Here is a 20455-nt window from a genome sequence, read left to right as displayed (position 1 = left end):
GGACCGTGGTGGTGACGGTCATGGTGGGGGCGCGAGACCCCGCGGTCATCACCTCCCGCGGGGGCGTGCGGAGGCGCGCGGGCGCACGTACGGGCGCGCGAGCTGGTTTCAACGCCGCCACCGCCGACACGCGCCCGGCCCACCTGCCCGACCGCACCCGTACCCGTACCGTCGCTCGACGACGACGCGGTCGGCTCGGTCCTCAACCGGCTGCGCCGCGCCCAGGGGCAGCTCGCCGGCGTCATCGCGATGATCGAGGCCGGCCGAGGGCCGATCGGACCTTCGCCGTGACCCACAGGGCCCTGCCCGTGCGCGCGGTCCCGGTGCTCCGATGGAAGCAGGGTCAGGGCCCCGCTGTGCGTCGTGCCCCCGGGGGCGGCGTACAGGATCCATGACCGAACACGGCGAAGGAGCCGGTCATGCCCGCATCTCGCTACACCGTCAGTGACGTCATGACACACACGGCCATCGCCATCGGCCGGGAGGCGTCGTACAAGGAGATCGTCGAGCTTCTGCACGAGTGGAAGGTCAGCGCCGTCCCGGTCCTGGAAGGCGAAGGCCGCGTGGTGGGCGTCGTCTCGGAGGCCGACCTCCTGCCCAAGGAGGAGTTCCGGCGCGAGGAGCCGCGCCTCCCGGAGCAGCTGGACGAGGCCTCCAAGGCCGGCGGCGTACTGGCCGAGGACCTGATGTCGGCTCCCGCCATCACCATCCACCCGGACGCCACCACGGCCGAGGCCGCCCGCATCATGGCCCACCAGCACGTGAAGCGCCTGCCGGTCGTGAACCGGCTGGGCATGCTGGAGGGCGTCGTCAGCCGCAGCGACCTGCTGAAGGTCTTCCTCCGGCCCGACGAGGAGCTGGCGGAGGAGATCCGGCAGGCCGTACTGACCGACCTCGCGCCGGGCACGGCGTCCCTCGACTTCTCGGTGCAGGACGGCGTCGTCACGCTCCGGGACCCTGTGCCCGAGCGGGCTCCGGTCCCCCTCCTGGCTCGTGCCATCAGGGCCGTCGAGGGGGTCGTCGACGTACGGCCCGAAACGGGGGGTTGAGCCGGCCGGGTCCGCCACGTGCGCGGGCCGGTCCCGTGCAGCCAGGGCCGTTCGGGCCCGGGTGGGGACCACAGGGCCCATGCGCGGGGCGTACCGGCACGCCGAGACTGGGGGCGGACTCGCATCGGAGGTCGTCGATGAGCACCCCGTCACCCACCCGCATTGCCATGGCACTGCCCGCGGACTGCCGCACCCGCCTGATGGAGATGGCCCAGGAGGTCAACTTCGACGAAGGGACGCGCCTGTTCCGCGAGGGCGGCCACGCCGACAGGTTCTGGATCGTCCGGTCCGGCACCGTCACCCTGGACGTCCACGTGCCCGGTCGGCGCGCGGCGGTCGTCGAAAGCCTCGGTCCCGGCGAACTCGTCGGCTGTTCCTGGCTGTTCAGGCCGTACGCCTGGCGTCTGGGCGCGGAGGCGATGACTCCTGTGCGCGCGTACGAGTTCGATGCCGGGAGCGTCCGGATGCTGATGGATTCCGATCCCGTCTTCGGTTCCGCCGTCGGCCACTGGGTCGGGCAGGTCCTCGCGCACCGGCTGCAGGCCACCCGGACCCGCCTGCTCGACCTGTACGCGCCGTACGGCAGCGGAAGCTTCCTGTGACACCACCCGCACCACACCGCATGCATGTCACACCGCATGCACGTCTCACCGCACGTACTCACTGAGCACGTACGTCACCGGTCACGTACATCACCGGTCACGTCACTCACCAGTCGTGGGCCACACGACGGCCGGTGACCCGGGCGGGGGTGAGCCGCATCCACTGATCGCGGACCCCGCCGGCCCAGGGGCTGGAACGGGCGGTCGCGTTCAGATGCCGGAGTACGTCCGGGTCGGCGACCCCTTCCAGCGCGCCGACGGCCAGGACGCTCCAGCCGCTCGCGGTCACGTCGTCGATGTGGTCGATCTCGAATGCGGCTTCCGCCCCCGCGGACCTCCCGACGACGGACACCGCGGAGGTGCGGAAGGCTATGTCGGTTCCCGCCATCAAATAATTGACGGGCAGGACCACCGGTCCTTCGGAGGTGAAGACCGCGATGCGGCCCACCCCATGGGTGCCCAGCAGGTCCCGGCACTCGGACTCGCCCAGCGGCACCAGGGTGGTGCCGCGACGGGCCGTGGAACGGCCGGGGGCCCGTCCGGCGCTCGCTCCGGTCAGGTCGTCCACGCTGACGCCGAGGACATCGGCGAGCCGCACCAGGGTGCCGATGGAGGGCGAGGCCGCGTGCTCCTCCAGGTAGGCGATGTAGTTGCCGTCGGCACCGCACCTGCGGCCCAGCTCGGCGCGGCTCAGGCCGAGTGCCTCACGGCGGGCTGCCAGGCGGCGGCCCAGGTCGGTGCGCCGGGACGTCCCCGTGGTGGTCTCGGGCTGGATGGGCGGGGTCCTGTTCATCGTGATCACTGCTCCTGAGCGGGCACGGACATCCTTCTGCGCTGCGAGGGCGGCAGTCCCAGCCTGTCTCCGCGGCCGTCCGCCGCGCTTGGGCCGTCCGGGCCCCTCACGAGGACCGGTCGGACCCTTCCCGGTGTCCCGTCCGGTGCGATGGTGGATATCGGCATCCGTCCGCCCGCGCACGCACGCACGCACGCACGCTGAGGATCCGGCCATGACCTCCACCCCGTCGCGTACCGCCGGTCCGCCGGTCGTCACCCTGACGATGAATCCCACGATCGATCTCTGCTGGGAGGTAGACCGTCTGGAAGCCATCGGCAAGAACCGTGCGCGGGTCAGGTCGGTGGCTGTCGGGGGCGGAGGGATCAACGTCGCCCGCCACGTCGTACGGTTCGCGGGACGGGCCACCGCCGTCCACACCGCGGGAGGCGAGGTCGGCCTGCGCCTCAACCGGCTGCTGGACGAAGAGGGCATCGACCACCTCGCCGTCGACATCGCCGACGACACCCGCGAAGCGCTCGTGCTCTTCGAGACGGGATCGCGCCGCAGTTTCCACATCGTGCCGCCCGGCCCGCGCCTGCACCCGCACGAGGGCGAGCGGTGCCTGGACCTGCTGGAGCGGTTGCTGGCCGGCCACCGCTCGTACGTCGTCGCCAGCGGCAGCCTGCCCGCCGGTCTGCCGGACGACTACTACGCGGCCGTCGCCCGCCGGGTCAGGGAGGCCGGATCCCGGCTGGTCCTCGACACCTCCGGGGCGGCGCTCCCGGCCGCGCTCGCCGCGGGCGTGTTCCTGTTCAGGTGCAACCGGACCGAGGCCGAGAGCCTGACCGGCCGCCCCGTCAGCGGCTTCGACGACGCCCGGGCCCTCAACGAGCGCCTGCTCACCACGGGGGCCGCCGAGATCGCCGTCACCACCCTCGGAGCACTGGGCGCGCTGTGCTCGACCGTGCACGGCCACACCGAGCTCCACGCGCCGCCGCTGCCGGGTGAGCCCCTGAGCGATGCCGGGGCCGGGGACAGCATGGTCGCCGCCCTCACCACGCGGCTGGCGGCCGGCGAGGACCCCGTCAGCGCCTGCGCGCTGGGCGTGGCCACGGCCGCCGCGGCGATGCTCACCCCCAGCACCGAGCCCTTCGACGTGGAGGTGGCCCGGTCCCTCCGCTCACAGGTGCGGACCGCCACCCGCGGCTGAGCGGCGGAACCACCGCCCGATCGACCGGGCGGCGGCGGGGCGAGCCCGGCTGACCGGCGGTGTCAGTGGGGCGGCCCCGCGACGGGCCAGAGGACTTCCGAGCTCAGGTCGAAGGCGGCCCGGCACATGTCGAAGTGTTTGGAGTACAGACTCGGGTTCTCCGTCTGGTTCACGTAGAAGACCGGGCGTTCCCTGCCCGTGACGGCTGTCATGAGGGCGAAGAGGAGGTCGCCGGAGTGGGTCGTGCTGTCCGGATCGACGAACCAGAAGGTGTCGAACAGCAGGCCCAGTTTCTTGATCGTGAGTTGCCTGCGCAGGCGCTGGTGGACTTCTTCGTCGACCCGGCCGGCGATGAATCGGTCGAGGTACAGACTCGACTCCGGGTTGGTGAGTACGTCGTCCAGGCCCGCGAACTCCGACATGGCGGTGCCGAAGATGATTTTGTTGAAGGTGTACAGGATCTTCTCGTCCCACAGGTCGGCGACGAGGATGCGGACGGTCTTCGACGGATCCTGGACGAGGGAGTCCAGCAGCGCGCCGAACATCTCGGTGTTGTTGTGCAGATTGAGCAGGAAGTTGAGGTTGTTGCCGACCAGAAACAGCTCGCGCTGGTACTGAGTGAAGATCTGCGGCATCTGGAAGTTCCGGGAACCGGTGATGTTCTCGTTGTAGGTGACGGTTCCCGTGAACCGGTCGGGCAGTAGCCGCCTGCTGTCCACGGTGTCGGCGATCGCCCGCTCCAGCTGGGGGTACGTCCTCTGGAACTGCTCCCGGAACGCGAGCATGCCGGTGTCGTCGAGCCCTACCATCCGGGCGAGTTTCTCGGTCAGCCTCCGCACGTCCTGAACGTCGCGCAGCGACACGGCCTGGAAGTCGGCCAGCGGGGGACACAGCTCCCGCAGTTCCCTCGGGGAGAGGTCGAACAGCAGCGGGAAGACCCGGCCGGCCCGCAGGGAAGGGTTCAGGCATCCGCTCTCGTAGATGACCCAGGGACTGCGCGCGGTGCGCTGGGAGAGGAAAATGAATCCGAAATCGGCCTCGTTGAGTGCCCGGTAGATGCTCGGCACGGTGTGTTCTCCGGGATCGATCTCCCGGGAGAAGAAGTAGTCCACGCGGCCGCTGAGCAGTGAGCCGAGCCATTGCTTGAAGAGTTGGGCCAGTGGTTCGATCCGCGGGTCCCGCGTGGACCAGCTGAGGAATGCCTTCGCCTTCGTCACTACCGTTCCCCTTCGGTGTGTTCCGGGCTCTACAGCGTCATCAGGAACTGCCGGATCTCCAGAATGTTGATCTCCTTCAGGTCCTGCGGCCGCACGATGACGGTGAGTTCACGCGTGATCAGCCGGTCCCGGGAGGCCGCGACGAAGGAGAGCAGGATCATCTTCAGCAGGTTCTCGTGGCTCAGGGTGTCGATCCGGCCGAGGGCGCTGCCGATGACCGGGATGGTGAGCGGCTCGCGGTGTCCGTGCGCGTAGACGGATTCCCACAGGCGGCACAGGCTCACCCAGACCCTTTCGGGGTTGGACTCCGCGACCAGGTCGTTGGTCAGCCGGCTGTAGGCCAGGCCGAAGAGCTTGCGGTCGTCCCTCGACATGATGGCGACGGTGCCGATGGGATAGCGGTCCAGTTTGCCGTGGGGTTTGTCCTCGCGCGACTCGACCGATGCGGGCGCGTATCGTGCCAGGGCTTCGGTCAGCGCATGGTCGAGATCGTCCTGGACCCCCGAGTACCAGCGCTCCAGCAGCTGCCCCTGGACGCTGGAACGGCTGATCACGAGGTCGTCCGTGACCGACGTGTCGAAGGTGTCGGTGAATCCGATGACGAGGTGCCCCGGCTGGTCGAACAGATCGCCGGCGATCACGCGCACCCGTGTCCTCGGGTGGTCGAACGTACGCTCCGCGGACGCCGGCGGGAATGCCTGCACGGCGCCCCAGACGACACTGGCGGCGGCGGTCGCCACGATGACGGCCACCGGTGCGGAGAAGGTCAGGGAGAACACGGCGGCGACCAACTGCAGCAGGCCCGCGAGCAGCCCGAAGGCTGCCAGCGCATGTGAGCAGAACACCTGCAGGCTGCGCCTCCCCCACACCAGACGCGCTGCCAAACGGGTACTGCCGGTCATCCCACCCCCGGGTGGATCTTGCCTCTCGCGAACACGCGCATTTTCGCCATCCCTCCCCCTGCCCGCTGGCATTTTGCCCTACCGATACCTGTCCCAATCCGGCGGACGGCATGCCGTTTCCGCCGCGTCACCGGGCTCGGTGCGCACCGCGAAGCGTGATCACCCGGTAATGCGGTCTTCCTACGGCGTGGGGCATGGAATGTCCTCCCCGGCCGCGCCTCCGGGGCGGCGGGGGAGGACCTGGACCACCGGGCAGCGCTCAAGCCGCAAGGCGCTCAGCTCAGCCTCGGCGTGCCGCATCCCAGGAGTGCCAGAGGGCCGCGTAGGCGCCTGCGGCGGACAGGAGTTCTTCGTGGCTGCCCAGTTCGACGATCCGGCCCGCGTCCATGACCGCGATGCGGTCCGCGTCGCGGACCGAGTCCAGGCGGTGCACGATCGAGATGACCGTGCGCCCCTCGATCAGCGCGGCCAGCGAGCGCTCGACCCGGCGCGAGGCGGTGGAGTCCAGCAGCGCGGTGGCCTCGTCGAGGACCAGCGCGTGCGGGTCCGACAGCAGCAGCCGGGCCAGGGCCAGTTGCTGGGCGTGCGAGGGGGACACCAGGGCCGCGCCGTGGCCGATCTCGCTGTCCAGGCCGTGGGGCAGGGAGCGTACCCAGTCGGCGAGCAGGACGGTGTCCAGGGCCTCCCACAGCCTCGGGTCCGCCGCGCCGCCCCGGTCCTCGCCCTTCTCCTCGTGGGCGGCGCCGACGGCCAGCAGCAGGTTGTCCCGGACCGTGCCGGTGAACACGTGCTGTTCCTGGGTGACCAGTACGATCTCCCGCCGCAGCCGGTCCACCGGCAGGCCGGCCACGTCGGCGCCGCCGATGCGCACGGTCCCCCGGGTGGCGTGGTGCACGCCCGCGAGGAGTTTGCCGAGGGTGGACTTGCCCGCACCGGAGGCGCCGACGACCACCAGCCGCTCGCCCTCCGCGATGTCGAGGTCGACGCCGGTGAGCACCTCGCGGCTCGGACCCGGCCCGTAGCCGAAGTGGACCCCTTCGAGGCGGATGGCGTGCCCGTCGGAGGGCGGCGGCGTGACCGGCTCCTCGCGGGGCAGGCGTTCGACGCCGAGGATGCGGCGCAGCGCGGCGTTGCCGATCTGGAGTTCGTCGGTCCAGGTCAGCAGGTCGTTCAGGGGCTCGCCGAGGGCCTGTACGTAGAGCACGACCGCGGTCAGCTCGGCCAGTCCCACCTCGCCGCGCTGGTAGGCGAGTCCGCCGATGAGGAGGGTGAGCGCCATCGGGACCATCGTGGCCAGGTCCAGGCTGGGGAACCAGATGGTCTGGAGCCAGGTGGTGCGCCGGCGGGTGCGCACCACCCGGTCCACGGCCGCTCCGTGGCGGCGGAGCTGGCGCGGGCCCAGCCCCAGGGCCTCGACGGTGGCGGCGCCGCGCGTGGTCTCGTGGGTGACGGCCAGGACGTCGGCCTCCTCGGCGAGCAGGCGCTCGTACGCGCGGGTGGCGCGGGGCCGGTACCACCAGGTGGAGAGGACGGCGAACGGTACGCCGGCCAGCAGCCCGAGGGCGAGCAGCGGCGAGGTGAGCAGGATGGCCGCGAAGGTGAAGATGAGGGTGACGGCGGCCAGCGCGATGCGCGGGACGGCCTGCCGGATGCTCTCGTTCAGCCGGTCGGCGTCGGTCGTGGCGCGGCTGAGCAGGTCGCCCGTCCCGACGGCCTCGACCTCGGAGAGGGGCAGCCGCAGCACCCTGCTGACGAAGTTCTCGCGGGTGCGGGCGAGGACGCGTTCGCCGAGCAGGGTGGCCTGGGTCCGGGCGGCGCGGGCGAGGAGGGCGTGGCCGACGAGGATGGCGACGAAGGCGAGGGCGAGCACGTCCACGTGGCCGGTGGTGGTGCCGTCCTTGACCGATTCGACGAGGTGGCCGAGCAGTCGGGGGCCGACCAGACCGGCCGCGAGTGCCGCGGCGAACAGGCCGAAGGTCAGGGCCAGCCGGGGGGCCTCGCCGCGCAGGAAGACAGCGGTCCAGGCGCGGACCTCGGCCCGCCCGGCGAGCGGCAGCCGGCCGGCCCCGGGGGCTTCGGCGGGTGCCGGGTCCGGGGCGGCCGCGTCGGCGCCGGGGGCCGGGGCGGTGGCCCGGGTGGGGGTGGTGGTCATGAGGGGACTCCTGCGGAGCGGTCGGTGGCGCCGGGGGCGGGCTCCGCGTCGAGGCGGACCACGTGGTCGGCGGCGGCCCGCCACAGCGGGCTGTCCGTGAGGACCACCGTGGTCCGGCCGGCGCGCAGGGCGGCGACCCGTTCCACGATGCGGGCTTCGGTGTGGGCGTCGACCGAGGCGGTGGGGTCCTCCAGGATCAGCAGGTCGGGGGCGGCGAGCAGGGCGCGGGCGAGGACCAGCCGCTGGCGCTGTCCCCCGGACAGGGCGCGGCCCCCCTCGTCCAGCCAGGCGTCGAGGCCGCCGGGCAGGGCCTCGACGACGTCGGTGGCGTCGGCGGCGGACAGGGCCCGGTCCAGGGCTCCGGGCGGTCGGGCGGAGGCGCCGGTCAGCTCCTCGCGGACGGTGCCGCTGAAGAGGATGTCGGCGGGTCCGGAGCGCAGCAGCCGCGCGGACAGCTCGTCCGGGTCGGCCCGGTCCAGGGGGACGCCGCCGATGCGGACGGCGCAGGGGCCGGGGTGGGCTCCGGGGCGGCTGAGCCGGTCGGCGAGGTCGCCGACACGGTCGGCGGGTGCGGTGATCACGGTGAGGCGGCCGGCGGCGGCCTGTACGCCGGTGTCGGCGTCGGCCAGGGCGAGGGCGCCGGCCGGCAGCGGGGCGGGATCCTCGGGGCGGACGGTCTCGGGGGTCAGCCGCAGCAGGGTGCAGACGCGGCCGGCGGCGACCTTGGCGAGGCTCAGGGTCTCCGCGGCCTCGGTGGCCGTGCTGACGGGCAGGGTGAGGAAGGCGGAGGCCCCGTAGAAGGCGACGAGTTCACCGGCGGTGATGGTGCCGTTCAGGGCGAGCCGGGCGCCGAGCCAGACGATGCCGACGGTGACCAGCCCGGGCAGGAAGACCCCGGCGGCCTGGAGCCAGGCCTCCATCCGGCCGGCGGATTCGCCGGCCCGGCGGACCTGCTGGCTGGTGCGGCGGAAACGCTCGGCGAAGCGGGCCTCGCCGCCGATGCCGCGCAGGATGCGCAGGCCCGCCACGATGTCGCCGGCCTGGGAGGTGGCGATGCCCATCTGCTCGCGCTGGGCCTCGTCGCGTTCCTGGAGGGGGCGCAGCAGGGGGCCGATGCCGAGGACGGCGGCGGGGACGCCGATGAGCACGGCGAGCCCGAGCACGGGCGAGGTGAGGGTGAGGGCGACGGCGACCAGGACGGCGGCGACGACGGCGCCGATGGTGCGGCCGACGACCTCGAAGGCGTTGCCGATGCTGTCCACGTCGGCGGAGGCGGAGGCGGCCACGTCGCCCGAGCGGGCCTTGCCGCGCAGGGTGGCGCCGAGCCGCACGACCTGGCGTACGAGGACACGGTGGGTGACGGACAGGGCGTGGGCCTCGGCGCCGACGGCGGCCTGGATGAGGCCGGCGCCGGCGACGGCCTGGAGCAGGCCGAGGCCCAGGGCGGCCAGCGACCACAGGTAGAGGCCGGCCTGGCCGGTGGCCGCCCCGGCCTCGTCGATGGCCCGTCCGAGGACCAGCGGGATCAGTGCCAGGGGGACCATCCACAGCACGCCGAGCAGGGCGGCGAGCAGCAGCGGCCGGGGGCGGATCCGGGCCAGCCACCACAGGTAGGCCCAGGGGCCCGAGGCCTCCGCCTCGGGGACGGAGGCGGGGGCGACGGAGGCGTCGAAGAGTCGGTTGCTCACAGGTACCGGTCCCGGGTACGCGCGCGGTCGACCTTTCCGGTGCGGGTGTGCACCAGTTCGGGCACGGCGACGATCCGGTCGGGGACGAGGGGGCCGGGGACGGCGGCCCGGAGCCGTTCGCGCAGGGCCGTGTCGGTGGCCTCGGCCGCTCCGGGCGCGAGGGTCACGAAGGCGAGCAGGACGGTGTGTTCGCCCTTGTCGTGCGCCGCGGCGGCGACGGCCGTCACCTCCGGGAGCCGGCCCACGGCCCCTTCGACGTCGAGCAGGTCCACGCGGTGCCCGCGGATCTTGACCTGGTGGTCTATGCGGCCGTGGAAGACGAGCGAGCCCGCGGCGTCCTCGGTGACGAGGTCGCCGGTGTGGTACCAGCGCTCGGTGCCGCCGCCGTGGTCGGCCTCGACGAAGCGGGCGGCGGTGCGCTCGGGGGCGTCGAGGTAGCCGTTGCTCAACTGGGGCCCTGCCACGAGGAGTTCCCCGGGGCCGTCCGGCGCGTCGGGCCGGGGCAGCACGGTCTGCCGTACGGAGGGCAGCGGGCGGCCGATGGGCACCCCGTCCGGGAAGGCCGCGGCCGCACCCGGGCCGGCGAGGACGGCGCTGTGGGTGACCAGTGCGGTTTCGGTGGACCCGTAGGTGTTGAGCAGGACGACGTGGTCGGCGCCGAGCCGCCGCCAGCGCTCCAGCATGTCGGGCCGGACGGCCTCACCGCCGATCACGACGGTCTCGACGGAGCCGGGCAGTGGGCGGCCGGTGTCGAGCAGATGGCCGGTGTAGAGGTGCCAGTAGTCGACGGGCAGGTTGACGAGGGTGACCTCGTGATCGGTCAGGACCCGGTCGAGGTCGGCCTCGCTGTCCTCGTCGAGGACGACGAGCCCGCCGGCCAGCAGGGTCGGCAGGATCTCCTCCAGGCTGGTGTCGCCGTCCGCCCGGTGGAAGTTGAGGGCGACGGTGCCGGGCCCGACGCCGTACTGCCGGCCCAGGTGCGGCAGAACGGCATGCAGGGCGCCGTGCGGGACCACGGCCGCCTTGGGGGCGCCGGTGGAGCCGGAGGTGAACAGGACGTAGGCCGGGTCCTCAGGCCGGACCGGCTCGCCCGTCTCGGGCAGGGGGGCTTTGGAGCGGCCCCAGTTGGGCCGCAGGACGCGGTCGACGGCGGGCAGCCGGCCGGTCTCGGCGGTGGCGACGAGCTCCCGGCAGCCGAGGGCGCGCAGGGCCGCCTGGGTGTGGTCGAGCGGTTCGTCGGCGAGGGGGACGTAGCCTCGGCCGGCGGCCAGGACGCCGAGGATCGCCGCGATGTCGCGGACGCTGTGGTGCGTCTGGACGGCCACCACCGGGCGTCCGGCCGCCGGGCCGCGGGTGGCCACGAGGTCGGCGACGGCCCCTGCCCAGCGGGCCAGCTGGCCGTATCCGACGGTCACACCGTTGTCGACCACGGCGGGCCGGTCCGGTTCCGAGCGGGCGATGGCGAAGAAGGGGTCCAGCATGCTGGGCAGGGTCATGGCAGGTCTCTTCCGGTCCGTCCGTGCGGCGGTCAGCGGGTGGGGGCCCCGGCGCCCGGCACGCCGGGGCCGGCCAGGGCGTCCAGGAGGGTGACGAGGGCATGCCGGTGGCGGGCGGCGAGCGTGCGTACGGTCGCCTCCTGGTGCAGGGCGGTGGAGTACCACCACTCGACGCGCAGGGTCCCGTCCTCCGTGGTGGCGATGACCTCGACGGCGTGCGGGCGGGTCCAGTGCGGGGCGGTGATGTCGCCGACCGGTTCCGGGGCCACGTCCGGCAGGAGGGTGCCCAGGGGCAGGCTGTCGGCGTCGTCGCCCTCGAAGTCGTAGGAGACGTCGCTGGGCGGGGCGGCGCGCAGGACGGCCGCGATCCGCGGCCGTCCGTGCCGGGTGAGCGCGCCGTGGCCCACGCCGCCGCCGGGCAGGGCGGCGAGATGGCCCACGGTCGTGGCCAGGCGTTCGGCCGGGGTGGCGGCGGCCAGGTCCAGGCGGACGGGGACGGTGGTGGTGAACCAGCCGGTGGTGCGGGCCAGATGGGTGTCCCCGACGGTCTCCTCGCGGCCGTGGCGCAGTACGTCCACGCGGACCGCGGACTCGCCGAGCCGTTCGGCCAGGGCCTCGCCCAGGGCGTGCAGGACGAGGTCGCCGGCATGGGCGCGGTGGGCGCGGGCCGCCGTGTGAAGGCGGGCGGTGAGCTCGGCGGGGAACTCCTCGCGGTGGGTGGCCGCGGTGGCGGCGGTGTTCACGGCCCGCGGGTCGGCCACGGGGTGGTCCGGAGGCAGGGTGGCGGGGGTGCGGACCACCTCGGTCCACCACTCCGCCTGCTCCTCCGCCTCGGGGGTGCGGGCGTGGGCCGCGAGGGCCTGCGCCCACTCCGGGTAGGAGGTTCCCTCGGCGGGCCACACGTCGTGGCGGCCCTCCTCCAGCGCGGTGTACACCTCCTCCAGGTCGGCGAGCAGGACGGACCAAGACACCATGTCGATCGCGATCTGGTGGACGACGATCAGCAGCCGGCCGGGCCGGGCGGGGCCGGCGTCGAAGCGGACGAAGCGGGCCACGCGGCCCCGCTGCGGGTCCAGGGAGCGCTGTTCGACGGCGCAGCGCAGGGCGACGGCGGCCGAGAGGTCGGCGTCGGCCAGCTCGGAGACGTCGACGGTGTCGAGCGCCGCTCCGAGGGCGGCGCCGGGCGGGCCGTCGGTGTCCAGGGCGGCGGTCTGCTGCCGGGGGCGGCGGGCCGGGCGGTCCTCGACGGCCAGCCGGAGCGAGGCGTGGCCGGCGACGAGCCGGCGGACGGCCTCGGCGAACAGGCCGGGGTCGATGCCCGGTCTGGTGGTGAAGAGCAGGGCCTGGTTCCACTGGCCGCGCTCACCGGCCTGCTCCTCCCACGCCTGCTCCTGGGAGGGGGTGAGGACGACGGGCCCGTGGGCGGTGCCGGGCGGGGCGGCCTCGGCCCCGCCGCGCAGGGCGGCCCGCCCGGCGACGAGCGCGGCGAGAGCGGCGGTGGTCAGCCCGGGGGCGAACATCTCGCGCAGCTGCACCCGTACGCCGAAGGACGCCTCGATGCGGCGGGCGGTGCGGATCAGGTCGAGGGAGTCCACGCCGAAGTCGACCAGCGGGCCGGTGAGGTCGGCGTCGGGGTCGAGCACCGCCTCGGCGAGCCAGCTCGCGAGCCGGGCGTGGATCTCCTCCTGGGGCGGGGCGCCGGGGGCGCCGGCCCCGAGGGCGTCGGGGGCGTCGGTCTCGGAGGCGTCGGCCTCGGGAGCGCTCTCCTGCCGTACCGGGGCGGTCACGCGCCGGCCTCCCCGGGGAACCCGGCGGGGCGGCGTATCAGGAACGGGCCGAGGGCGAGGGCGTCCAGGGGCAGCCGGTGGAAGGTGGCGAGGGCGTCGCGCGGGCTGCACACGACGGGCTCGTCACGGCCGTTGAAGGAGGTGTTCATGATGACGGGGGTCCCGGTGTGCCCGCCGACCGCGCCGATGAGGCGGTGGTAGAGCGGATCGACCGCGGCAGAGACGGTCTGCGGCCGGGTGGTGCGGTCGCTGTGGACGACGGCGGGCATGGCCGCGGCGCCGGCCTCGGTGACGGGCGTGGTGACGATCATGTAGGGCAGCGGGGTGGCGGTGCCGATCAGGGCCTCGGCGGCCTCCTCCTGCATGCTCGGCGCGAACGGCCGCCACGCCTCGCGGTCCTTGATGCGTACGTTGACCCGGTCGCGGGTGGACTCCGGGTCGGGTACGGCGACCAGGCTGCGGTGTCCCAGCGCGCGCGGGCCGCCCTCGGCGCGGCCCTGGAACCAGCCCGAGACCCCGCCCGCGGCCAGTACGCCGGCGGTGGCGGCGGCGATGTCGGCGGGCTCGGTGTAGGGGGTGCCGGAGGCGTCCAGGATGCGGCGGATCTCGTCGGGGGACCACTGCGGGCCCCAGGCGACCGAGCCGTCCATGGGCCGGATGCGGTCGCCTTCCCGGGCGGCGACCCAGACCGCGGCGCCGAGCGAGACGCCCTGGTCGCCGGCGAGGGGCTGCACGAAGAGGTCCTGGACCTCGGGCATCCGCATGATCTTGCCGTTGAGGGTGGCGTTGAAGCCGACGCCGCCGGCGATCAGCAGCGTGGTCTCGCCGGTCTCCCGGAGCAGGCCGCGAACCAGGCCCATGACGGCGCGCTCCAGCGCGGCCTGCGCGGTGGCGGCGAGGTCGCGGTACTCGAAGGGGTCCCGGTCGGTGACCTTGCCGTAGCGGCCGGTGCGGGGGTCGAAGCGGCGCACCCCGCGGTTGGGCGCCTCGGGGAGGGTCTTCTCCAGGTGCTCCATCCAGTACCGGATGGTGGCCGTCTCCTCGTCCGTGGTGCCCGTGGAGCGCAGGTCGGGCGGGACGACGCCGATGGTGAAGTCCTCGTCGGTGAAGCCGAAGGCGCCGCCGAAGCTCAGGTCGCCGGGGGTGCCGTAGGAGGCCAGGCCCATCATCTTGCCCGCCGCGTCCGCGCCGAGGCCGGCGTACTCGCAGACGGCGGCGTAGAAGTAGCCCAGCGACCAGCCGGGGGTGTGCGCGCGCAGTGTCTTGATCTCGCCGTCGATTCCGACGGCGAGGGTGGTGCTCTCGTTCTCGCCCTGGCCGTCGAGGACGAGGATCGCGCCCCGGTCGCGCCCGGAGAGGTGGTAGGCGCTGGCGGCGTGCGCGATGTGGTGGTTGACGAAGGTCAGCCGGGGATCGCGGGTCCGCGGGAACAGTGCCTTGGGCAGCAGGTGTTCGAGGGCGGCCGCGTCGCTGTCGAACCAGTCGAGGCCGCGGTCCGCGAAGAGGGTGGGCAGGTCCCAGCCGTGGGCGACCACGTCGATGTCGTCCAGGGTGAGACCGCCCTCCGCCAGGCAGTAGGCGGCGGCGTGGAGGGGCGCTTCACCGTAGGCGTGCTTGTTGCGGGTGAAGCGTTCCTCCTCGGCGAGGGCGATGACCTCACCGTCCACGACGAGGCAGGCCGCACCGTCGTGGCTGGCGCCGGGCCAGCCGTTGACTCCGAGCACACGCATGTTCAGTCCCCAAAGGTCGGTCGGCATCCGCCGGATCCGCCTCGGGCCCGTGGGGCGCTCGGCGTCCGGTCACGCCAACGGATCTTGTCGGTCCGCCGGGTTGTACACGACCTGTGAGTTTGTGCGGAGATCCGCGGCGAATATCGCGGATGCCGCCTTCAGCACCGCGTTGGCGTGCCGCAGCTGCTCGACCTCGTTGCGCAGCCGCCGCAGTTCGGCCCGCTCGTCGGCGGTCAGCGCGTCCTGGGCGGGCCGGCGCGCGGCGGCGACGGGCGGGGCGACGGCGCGGGCCGCGGCGCCCGGCTCGGTCCGCCGGACAGGGGCGGCGGAGGCGCCCGTTCCGGGGCGGCGGCCGGCGGCCGGCGGCTGGGTGGGGACCCGGCCGTTTCCGGTCGGCTGGCCCCGGGCGGGGACATCGTGTCCCTCCAGGGCCGTGCTGAGGCGGTACCAGCGGCGGGTCCACGCTTCCGGATCGCCCTCGCAGGCGGCCACGTAGGCGAGCGTCACCTTCAAGGAGGGCTTGTGCAGTCCGCGGGCCGCCTCCGCGAGGGTGGCCACGGAGTAGTGGGCTCGTTTCGCCATGGTCCGGTAGGAGGGGTTCCCGGCCTGCTTGCGTAGAGCGCGCAATGCGTGGGCGAACTCCTCCAGCGGTCCGGCTGTGGGGTCTAACAACCGCTCTGGCCTGGGCATGCCTCTCCCCTGAATGATCGACGGTGTTGTCGAGTGAAGCGTCGGCTCTCCCGTGCCGTACAACCCGGTCAACGGCGTACGGCACCGACGCGAGAACCGGTCCGACGCTCGGTACGCGACCGGAAACCGTCGCACCGGATCTCTCGGACATTGGTACATGCCACTGACATATCCATCAATCGGCAATCGACGCTTCCGGCCACGCGGAGGGCGGTTCGGCCGAATGAGACTCCTCGGATCAACACCGTTGCAACGCCCGTCCGGAAGCGTTCCCCCGACGTTCCTCTTCCCGCCCCGGGACGTCGCCCCGTGCAAGTGCGCGACTGTTCGTTGCCCGCACAACCATCCGCCTTCGGCGGTCCTTTGTACAGGGGCACTCGGGCCGATTGCCCCGTACAACCGGCTCTCGTGTACAACGCCGGGGCTCTGCAAGATCGGTTGCTGTCAGGCGATACGGCCGAAACCGACGGGAATGGGTGGCGGGTTGGTGGACACAGCACGCAGCCAGACGGAATCAGCAGCGCTCGAAGGCGTCTACGAGTACCGGAACAGCCCCCTCGTGGAACCGGACTGGAAGCGCTTCCCCGGATGGCGGGAAGTCACCGAGACGGAATGGGCGGATCCGCAGTGGCAGCGCGCCCACTGCGTCAAGGACGCGAAAGGACTGCGCGCGGTCGTCGGCGATCTGCTCGACGAGGCGTTCTACGAGGACTGGGAACAGGACAGGCAGCACCGCGCCACCATGTCGGTGCTCCTGCCGCCCCAGATGCTCAACACCATCGCCCCGGAGGCCGCCGCGGCCCGCCCGGGCGAGCTGACCAAGGCTTTCTACGACGACCCCGTACGCCGCTACATGCTGCCGGTGTTCTCCGACCGGCACCCGGAGTGGCCCTCGCACCCGATGGCCAGCCGGGACTCACTGCACGAACAGGACATGTGGGTGGTGGAGGGGCTGACCCACCGCTACCCCACCAAGGTGCTGGCCGAACTGCTGTCGACCTGCCCGCAGTACTGCGGGCACTGCACCCGCATGGACCTGGTGGGCAACTCCACGCCCCAGGTCACCAAGAACAAGCTCCAGCTCAAGCCTGTCGACCGGGCCGACCGGATCCTGGAGCACCTGCGCGTCTCCCCCGGCATCCGGGACGTGGTGGTTTCGGGCGGCGACCTGGCCAACCTGCCCTGGCCGCGGCTGGAGCGCTTCGTGGACGGGCTGCTGGACATCGAGTCGATCCGCGACATCCGGCTCGCCAGCAAGGGGCTGATCGGACTGCCCCAGCACTGGAACTCCGCGCCGGTGCTCCAGGGAGTCGAGCGCATCGCCCGCAAGGCCCGCTCCCGCGGGGTGCGCGTCGCGCTGCACACGCACGCCAACGCCGCGCAGCAGGTGACGCCCGGGGTGGCACGGGCCTCCTGGGCCCTCCTGGGTGCCGGTCTGCACGACGTACGCAACCAGGGCGTGCTGATGCGCGGGATCAACGACAACGCCCACGACCTGCTCGACCTCTGTTTCGCGCTCATCGATCACGCCGGCATCACTCCGTACTACTTCTACATGTGCGACATGATCCCGAACGCCGAGCACTGGCGCGTACCGCTGCACCGCGCCCAGCTGATTCAGCATCAGATATTGGGCTACCTCCCGGGATTCTCCACCCCGCGCATCGTCTGCGACGTACCGATGGCCGGCAAACGGTGGGTGGACCAGGCCGACTCCTACGACCGCGAGCTCGGGGTGTCGCACTGGAGCAAGAGCTTCCTCACACCGCTGGAGGCGGCGGACCCGGACGCCCACAGCGGCTCCTACCAGTACTACGACCCCATCGACACGCTCCCGCTCTCCGGGCAGCGCTGGTGGCGCGAAGCCCGTCAGGGGTAGAGAAGGGACAGTTGCACAGCATGAGCAGTCTCCGTCCACGGCGTGAAGACCCTCCGGTGCTGGAGGAGTGGTACCGCCGGCACCTCGGCCCGGACATCCACGACATCAGCTCCAGCGGCGTCCACCCGTACACCTTCGCCGAGATACGCGACCTGTGCCGCATCCCGGTGGCCGATCTCGACGAGATCGTCATGGACGACAGCGTCTCCCAGGGCGGGGCCGGCATCCGCCGGGCCGTCGCCGACCGCTACGCCGGCGGCGACGCCGACCGGGTCCTGATCACGCACGGGTCCAGCGAGGCCATCGCGCTGACGCTGAGCGCCCTGCTGCACCCGGGCGACCGGGTCGTCGTCCAGGAGGGTATCTACCACTCGCTGGGCCACTACCCGCGGGCGGCCGGCTGCGACGTCGTCGAACTGCCGGCCCGGGCCGTGCGCGACGGCGAGATCGACCCCGAGGTGCTGGACGAGCTGATCACCCCCGGCACCGCCGCGGTGATCGTCAACTTCCCGCACAACCCCAGCGGCGTCACGCTGTCCCAGCCGGGCCTCAAGGCACTGACCGGGCGCACCGCGGCCACCGGCGCCGTGCTCGTGTGGGACGCCGCCACCGCCGAGATCGCGCACCGCTGGGAGGTGCTGCCGGACCCCGGCGCCGAGGGCGGCGACACGGTGTCCTACGGCACCTTCTCCAAGACCTTCGGCCTGCCCGGCCTGCGGGTGGGCTGGGCCGTCGCGCCGAAGGAGCTGATCACCGCCACCTTCCCGCTGCGCGACCGGACCACCCTCTTCCTCTCCCCCCTGGTCGAGCTGGTCGCCGAGCGGGCGATGCGGCACGCCGACGAGCTCATCGGCCGCCGGGCGGCCGAGGCCCGGCGCAACCTCGCGCACCTGACCGAGTGGATGGCCGAGCACGAGGAGCTGGTCCGCTGGACCCCGCCGGAGGGCGGCGTGTGCGCCCTGCCCGTCTTCCGCGAGCTGGAGGAGGCGGCGGCCGGACCGGAGGCGGTGGAACGGTTCTGTCTGGAACTGCTCGCCCGCCACCGCACCCTGCTGGTGCCCGGCACCGCCTTCGGCGCGCCGCACGGCGCCCGGCTCGGCTTCGGCGGCCCGGAGGAGGGCTTCCGGGCCGGTCTCGAAGGGCTGTCGGAGTTCCTGCTGGCGCGGAAGGCCGGACGGTGACCGCCGTGACCGGGCGGGATGTGACCGGGCCTGGTGCGACCGGGCCCGACGTCAGCGAGCCCGCCGTGAACGAACCCGACCTGGCCGAACCCGACCTGACCGAACCCGACGTGCTCGACCTGTGGGAGCACTCGGTCCGCGAGCACGCCGACGGGCCCGCGCTCGTGACGCCGCACCGGGTGCTGACCTACCGGGACGCGGACCGGCTCACCGACGCCTGGGCCGCCTTCCTCGCGGAGCGCGGCGCGGGTCCGGGAGAGCTGGTGGGCCTCGCCTTCGGCGACCCCGCCCGTACGGTGCTCGGCATGCTGGCGGCGCTCAAGGCCGGCGCCGGGTTCACCGTCCTGGACGACCGGCTGCCGCCCGCCGCCCGTACGGCGCTGGTGGCCCGCACCGGCGCCGTGGTGTGGCTGGGCGACGGGGCGCACGCGCCCGAGGGGGCCTGCGTGCCGCACGGCCCCGCCGAGGACGCGGACGCCACTGAACCGGCCCGTCCGGTGCGCCGGGCCGGCGGGTCCGATACGGCGTACGTACTGTTCACCTCCGGATCCACCGGCCGGCCCAAGGGCACGGTCGTCGAGCGGGACGCGCTGCGCCGCTTCGCGGCCGCGGTCGCGAACCGGCTGGAGCTGACCGCGCAGGACCGCTGGCTCCAGGTGGCGTCGCTGGGCTTCGACGTGCTGATCGAGGAGGTCTTCCCCGCGTTCGCCGCGGGCGCGGCCGTGGTGTGCCGCGAGGACACCCGGGCGCTGGACGCCGAGGAACTGCACATCGCCCTGGCCCGGACCCGGACCACCGTGGTCGAACTGTCCACCCAGTACTGGCTGGAGTACGCCCGCTGGCTGGACGGGAGCGGCACGGCCACGCCGGAGACCCTGCGCACCGTGGTGGTGGGCGGCGAGCGGATGGACCCGGGTCCCTACCGGCGCTGGCAGGCCCGGCAGCCCGCGGCCCTCGCCCACGTCTACGGGCTGACCGAATGCACCGTCAGCTCCACCTTCTACACCGGGCTGCTGCCCTCCGACGCCGAGGAGGTGCCGCTCGGCACCGCCCTGCAGGACGTGGAGATCAGCATCCGGCAGGACGGCCGCCCGGTCCCGGACGGTGGGACCGGGGAGATCCACATCGGCGGCCCGCTGCTGGCCCGCGGCTTCCTCGACGACGAGGAGGCCACCGCCCGCCGCTTCGTGCCCGACCCGTACGCGAGCACCCCGGGCGGCCGTGTGTACCGCACGGGTGACCTGGGCCGGATCGACGCGGACGGGCAGCTGGTCTTCCTCGGCCGGGTCGACGACCAGGTCAAGATCCGCGGCCACCGGCTGGAGCCCGCCCGGGTGGAGCGCGCCCTGTGCGAGGTGACCGGGGTCGGCCAGGCCGTGGTCTTCCCCGACCCCGAGACCGGCACCGTGCTGTGGGCGTTCACCGTGCCGGCCGACCCCGCGGCGGCGCCGCTGCCCGGCGAGGCCGTCCGGCTCACGGGCGCCGACCGGGACGCCCTGGTGGCCCCGCTGGAGGCGCAGCTGCCCGACTGGGCGGTGCCGCGGGTGCTGTACCGGGTGTCCGTCCTGCCGAAGAACCCGCACGGCAAGGTCGACAAGCGGCGGCTGGCCACCTGGGCGGCCGCGGTCTCCGCCGCCTCCGGGGCGCCGGCCTCGGCAGCGGGACCGGTCGCGGAAGCGGCACCGGTCGCGGAAGCGGCACCGGTCGCGGAAGCGGCACCGGTCGCGGAAGCCGCAGGCACCGAGCAGGAGCCGCTGGGCACCGTGCTGGCCCTCTTCCGTGAGGTCCTGGACGCCCCCGCCCTCGGCCCCGACGACAACTTCTTCGACCATGGCGGCCAGTCCCTGCTGGCCCTGCGCCTGCTCGCGCGGCTGCGCGAGTCCCGGCCCGACGCGGCCGGACTGCGCGCGAGCGCGCTCTTCACGGCCCCGACGCCGCGGCTGTTCGCCGACGTGCTCGCCGGCCGCGCGGTCGCCCGCCCCTGACCAACGCGTTCCCGGGGCGGGGCCGCATCCGGCCCCGCCCCGCACATCCGCACCACCCGAGGGCCCGCGGCCCGGCTCCGGCCGGCCGCGAGCAGCACCCATTCCCCGACCA

At 73.4% G+C, this 20455-nt stretch carries 15 protein-coding genes and 1 pseudogene; 7 read left to right on the top strand and 9 right to left on the bottom strand.

Annotated elements, in window-relative coordinates; all coding sequences use genetic code 11:
* Positions 1-183: 183 nt before the first annotated feature.
* The 3 genes and pseudogenes from NRK68_RS30570 to NRK68_RS30560 all read left to right on the top strand — a co-directional run.
* A pseudogene (locus NRK68_RS30570) lies at positions 184-267 on the top strand (metal-sensing transcriptional repressor); the annotation flags it as partial.
* A gap of 152 nt (positions 268-419) precedes the next feature.
* Positions 420-1049: a CBS domain-containing protein gene (locus NRK68_RS30565; protein ID WP_257857354.1), complete on the top strand. Its 630-nt coding sequence runs from the start codon at positions 420-422 to the stop codon at positions 1047-1049.
* Positions 1050-1186: 137 nt separating this feature from the next.
* Positions 1187-1651 carry a Crp/Fnr family transcriptional regulator gene (locus NRK68_RS30560; RefSeq protein WP_183064413.1) on the top strand — a complete coding sequence of 155 codons (465 nt, stop codon included), beginning with the start codon at positions 1187-1189 and terminating at the stop codon, positions 1649-1651.
* Between the two features lie 106 nt (positions 1652-1757).
* Here the strand turns inward: NRK68_RS30560 and NRK68_RS30555 are convergent, their stop codons facing one another.
* On the bottom strand, positions 1758-2444 hold the full coding sequence (locus tag NRK68_RS30555; protein ID WP_183064412.1) for a helix-turn-helix domain-containing protein: 687 nt from the start codon (positions 2442-2444) through the stop codon (positions 1758-1760).
* Between the two features lie 214 nt (positions 2445-2658).
* On the opposite strand from NRK68_RS30555, the gene NRK68_RS30550 reads away from it, so the two are divergent.
* Positions 2659-3636, top strand: coding sequence for a 1-phosphofructokinase family hexose kinase (locus NRK68_RS30550; RefSeq protein WP_257857353.1), 978 nt, complete (start codon positions 2659-2661; stop codon positions 3634-3636).
* Between the two features lie 62 nt (positions 3637-3698).
* Here NRK68_RS30550 and NRK68_RS30545 read toward each other — a convergent pair whose 3' ends face one another.
* The 8 genes from NRK68_RS30545 to NRK68_RS30510 form a co-directional block, all read right to left on the bottom strand.
* Positions 3699-4853, bottom strand: a complete 1155-nt coding sequence (locus NRK68_RS30545) for a toll/interleukin-1 receptor domain-containing protein (protein WP_257857352.1) — start codon at positions 4851-4853, stop codon at positions 3699-3701.
* Between the two features lie 29 nt (positions 4854-4882).
* The gene (locus NRK68_RS30540) at positions 4883-5755 is read right to left on the bottom strand and encodes a macro domain-containing protein (protein ID WP_183064409.1); all 873 of its coding nucleotides are present in this window, start codon (positions 5753-5755) and stop codon (positions 4883-4885) included.
* A gap of 280 nt (positions 5756-6035) precedes the next feature.
* Positions 6036-7907, bottom strand: a complete 1872-nt coding sequence (locus tag NRK68_RS30535) for an ABC transporter ATP-binding protein (protein ID WP_257857351.1) — start codon at positions 7905-7907, stop codon at positions 6036-6038.
* Entirely contained in the window at positions 7904-9595 is a 1692-nt protein-coding gene (locus tag NRK68_RS30530) for an ABC transporter transmembrane domain-containing protein (protein ID WP_257857350.1), read from the bottom strand. Before NRK68_RS30530 ends, NRK68_RS30535 begins: the two co-directional genes overlap by 4 nt.
* Positions 9592-11091, bottom strand: coding sequence for an AMP-binding protein (locus tag NRK68_RS30525; RefSeq protein WP_183064406.1), 1500 nt, complete (start codon positions 11089-11091; stop codon positions 9592-9594). The genes NRK68_RS30530 and NRK68_RS30525 overlap by 4 nt, the downstream gene beginning before the upstream one ends.
* A gap of 32 nt (positions 11092-11123) precedes the next feature.
* Positions 11124-12878, bottom strand: coding sequence for a condensation domain-containing protein (locus NRK68_RS30520; protein ID WP_257857349.1), 1755 nt, complete (start codon positions 12876-12878; stop codon positions 11124-11126).
* A complete protein-coding gene (locus NRK68_RS30515) occupies positions 12875-14608 on the bottom strand; it encodes a carbamoyltransferase family protein (protein ID WP_257857348.1) in 1734 nt (577 codons plus the stop codon). The genes NRK68_RS30520 and NRK68_RS30515 overlap by 4 nt, the downstream gene beginning before the upstream one ends.
* Positions 14609-14677: 69 nt before the next feature.
* The gene (locus NRK68_RS30510) at positions 14678-15280 is read right to left on the bottom strand and encodes a helix-turn-helix domain-containing protein (RefSeq protein WP_257857347.1); all 603 of its coding nucleotides are present in this window, start codon (positions 15278-15280) and stop codon (positions 14678-14680) included.
* Between the two features lie 505 nt (positions 15281-15785).
* Between NRK68_RS30510 and NRK68_RS30505 the strand changes: the two genes are divergently transcribed.
* The 3 genes from NRK68_RS30505 (at position 15786) to NRK68_RS30495 (ending at position 20343) form a co-directional block, all read left to right on the top strand.
* On the top strand, positions 15786-17177 hold the full coding sequence (locus tag NRK68_RS30505; protein ID WP_257857346.1) for a KamA family radical SAM protein: 1392 nt from the start codon (positions 15786-15788) through the stop codon (positions 17175-17177).
* A gap of 20 nt (positions 17178-17197) precedes the next feature.
* Complete coding sequence (gene vioD / locus NRK68_RS30500; RefSeq protein ID WP_257857345.1) at positions 17198-18358, top strand: capreomycidine synthase; 1161 nt, start codon at positions 17198-17200, stop codon at positions 18356-18358.
* Positions 18359-18423: 65 nt separating this feature from the next.
* Complete coding sequence (locus NRK68_RS30495) at positions 18424-20343, top strand: amino acid adenylation domain-containing protein (RefSeq protein ID WP_257857344.1); 1920 nt, start codon at positions 18424-18426, stop codon at positions 20341-20343.
* The last annotated feature ends 112 nt before the right edge of the window (positions 20344-20455 follow it).

Source organism: Streptomyces yangpuensis (assembly GCF_024666385.1).
GTDB lineage: Bacteria > Actinomycetota > Actinomycetes > Streptomycetales > Streptomycetaceae > Streptomyces > Streptomyces yangpuensis.
This window is presented reverse-complemented; position numbering and strand designations above follow the sequence as displayed.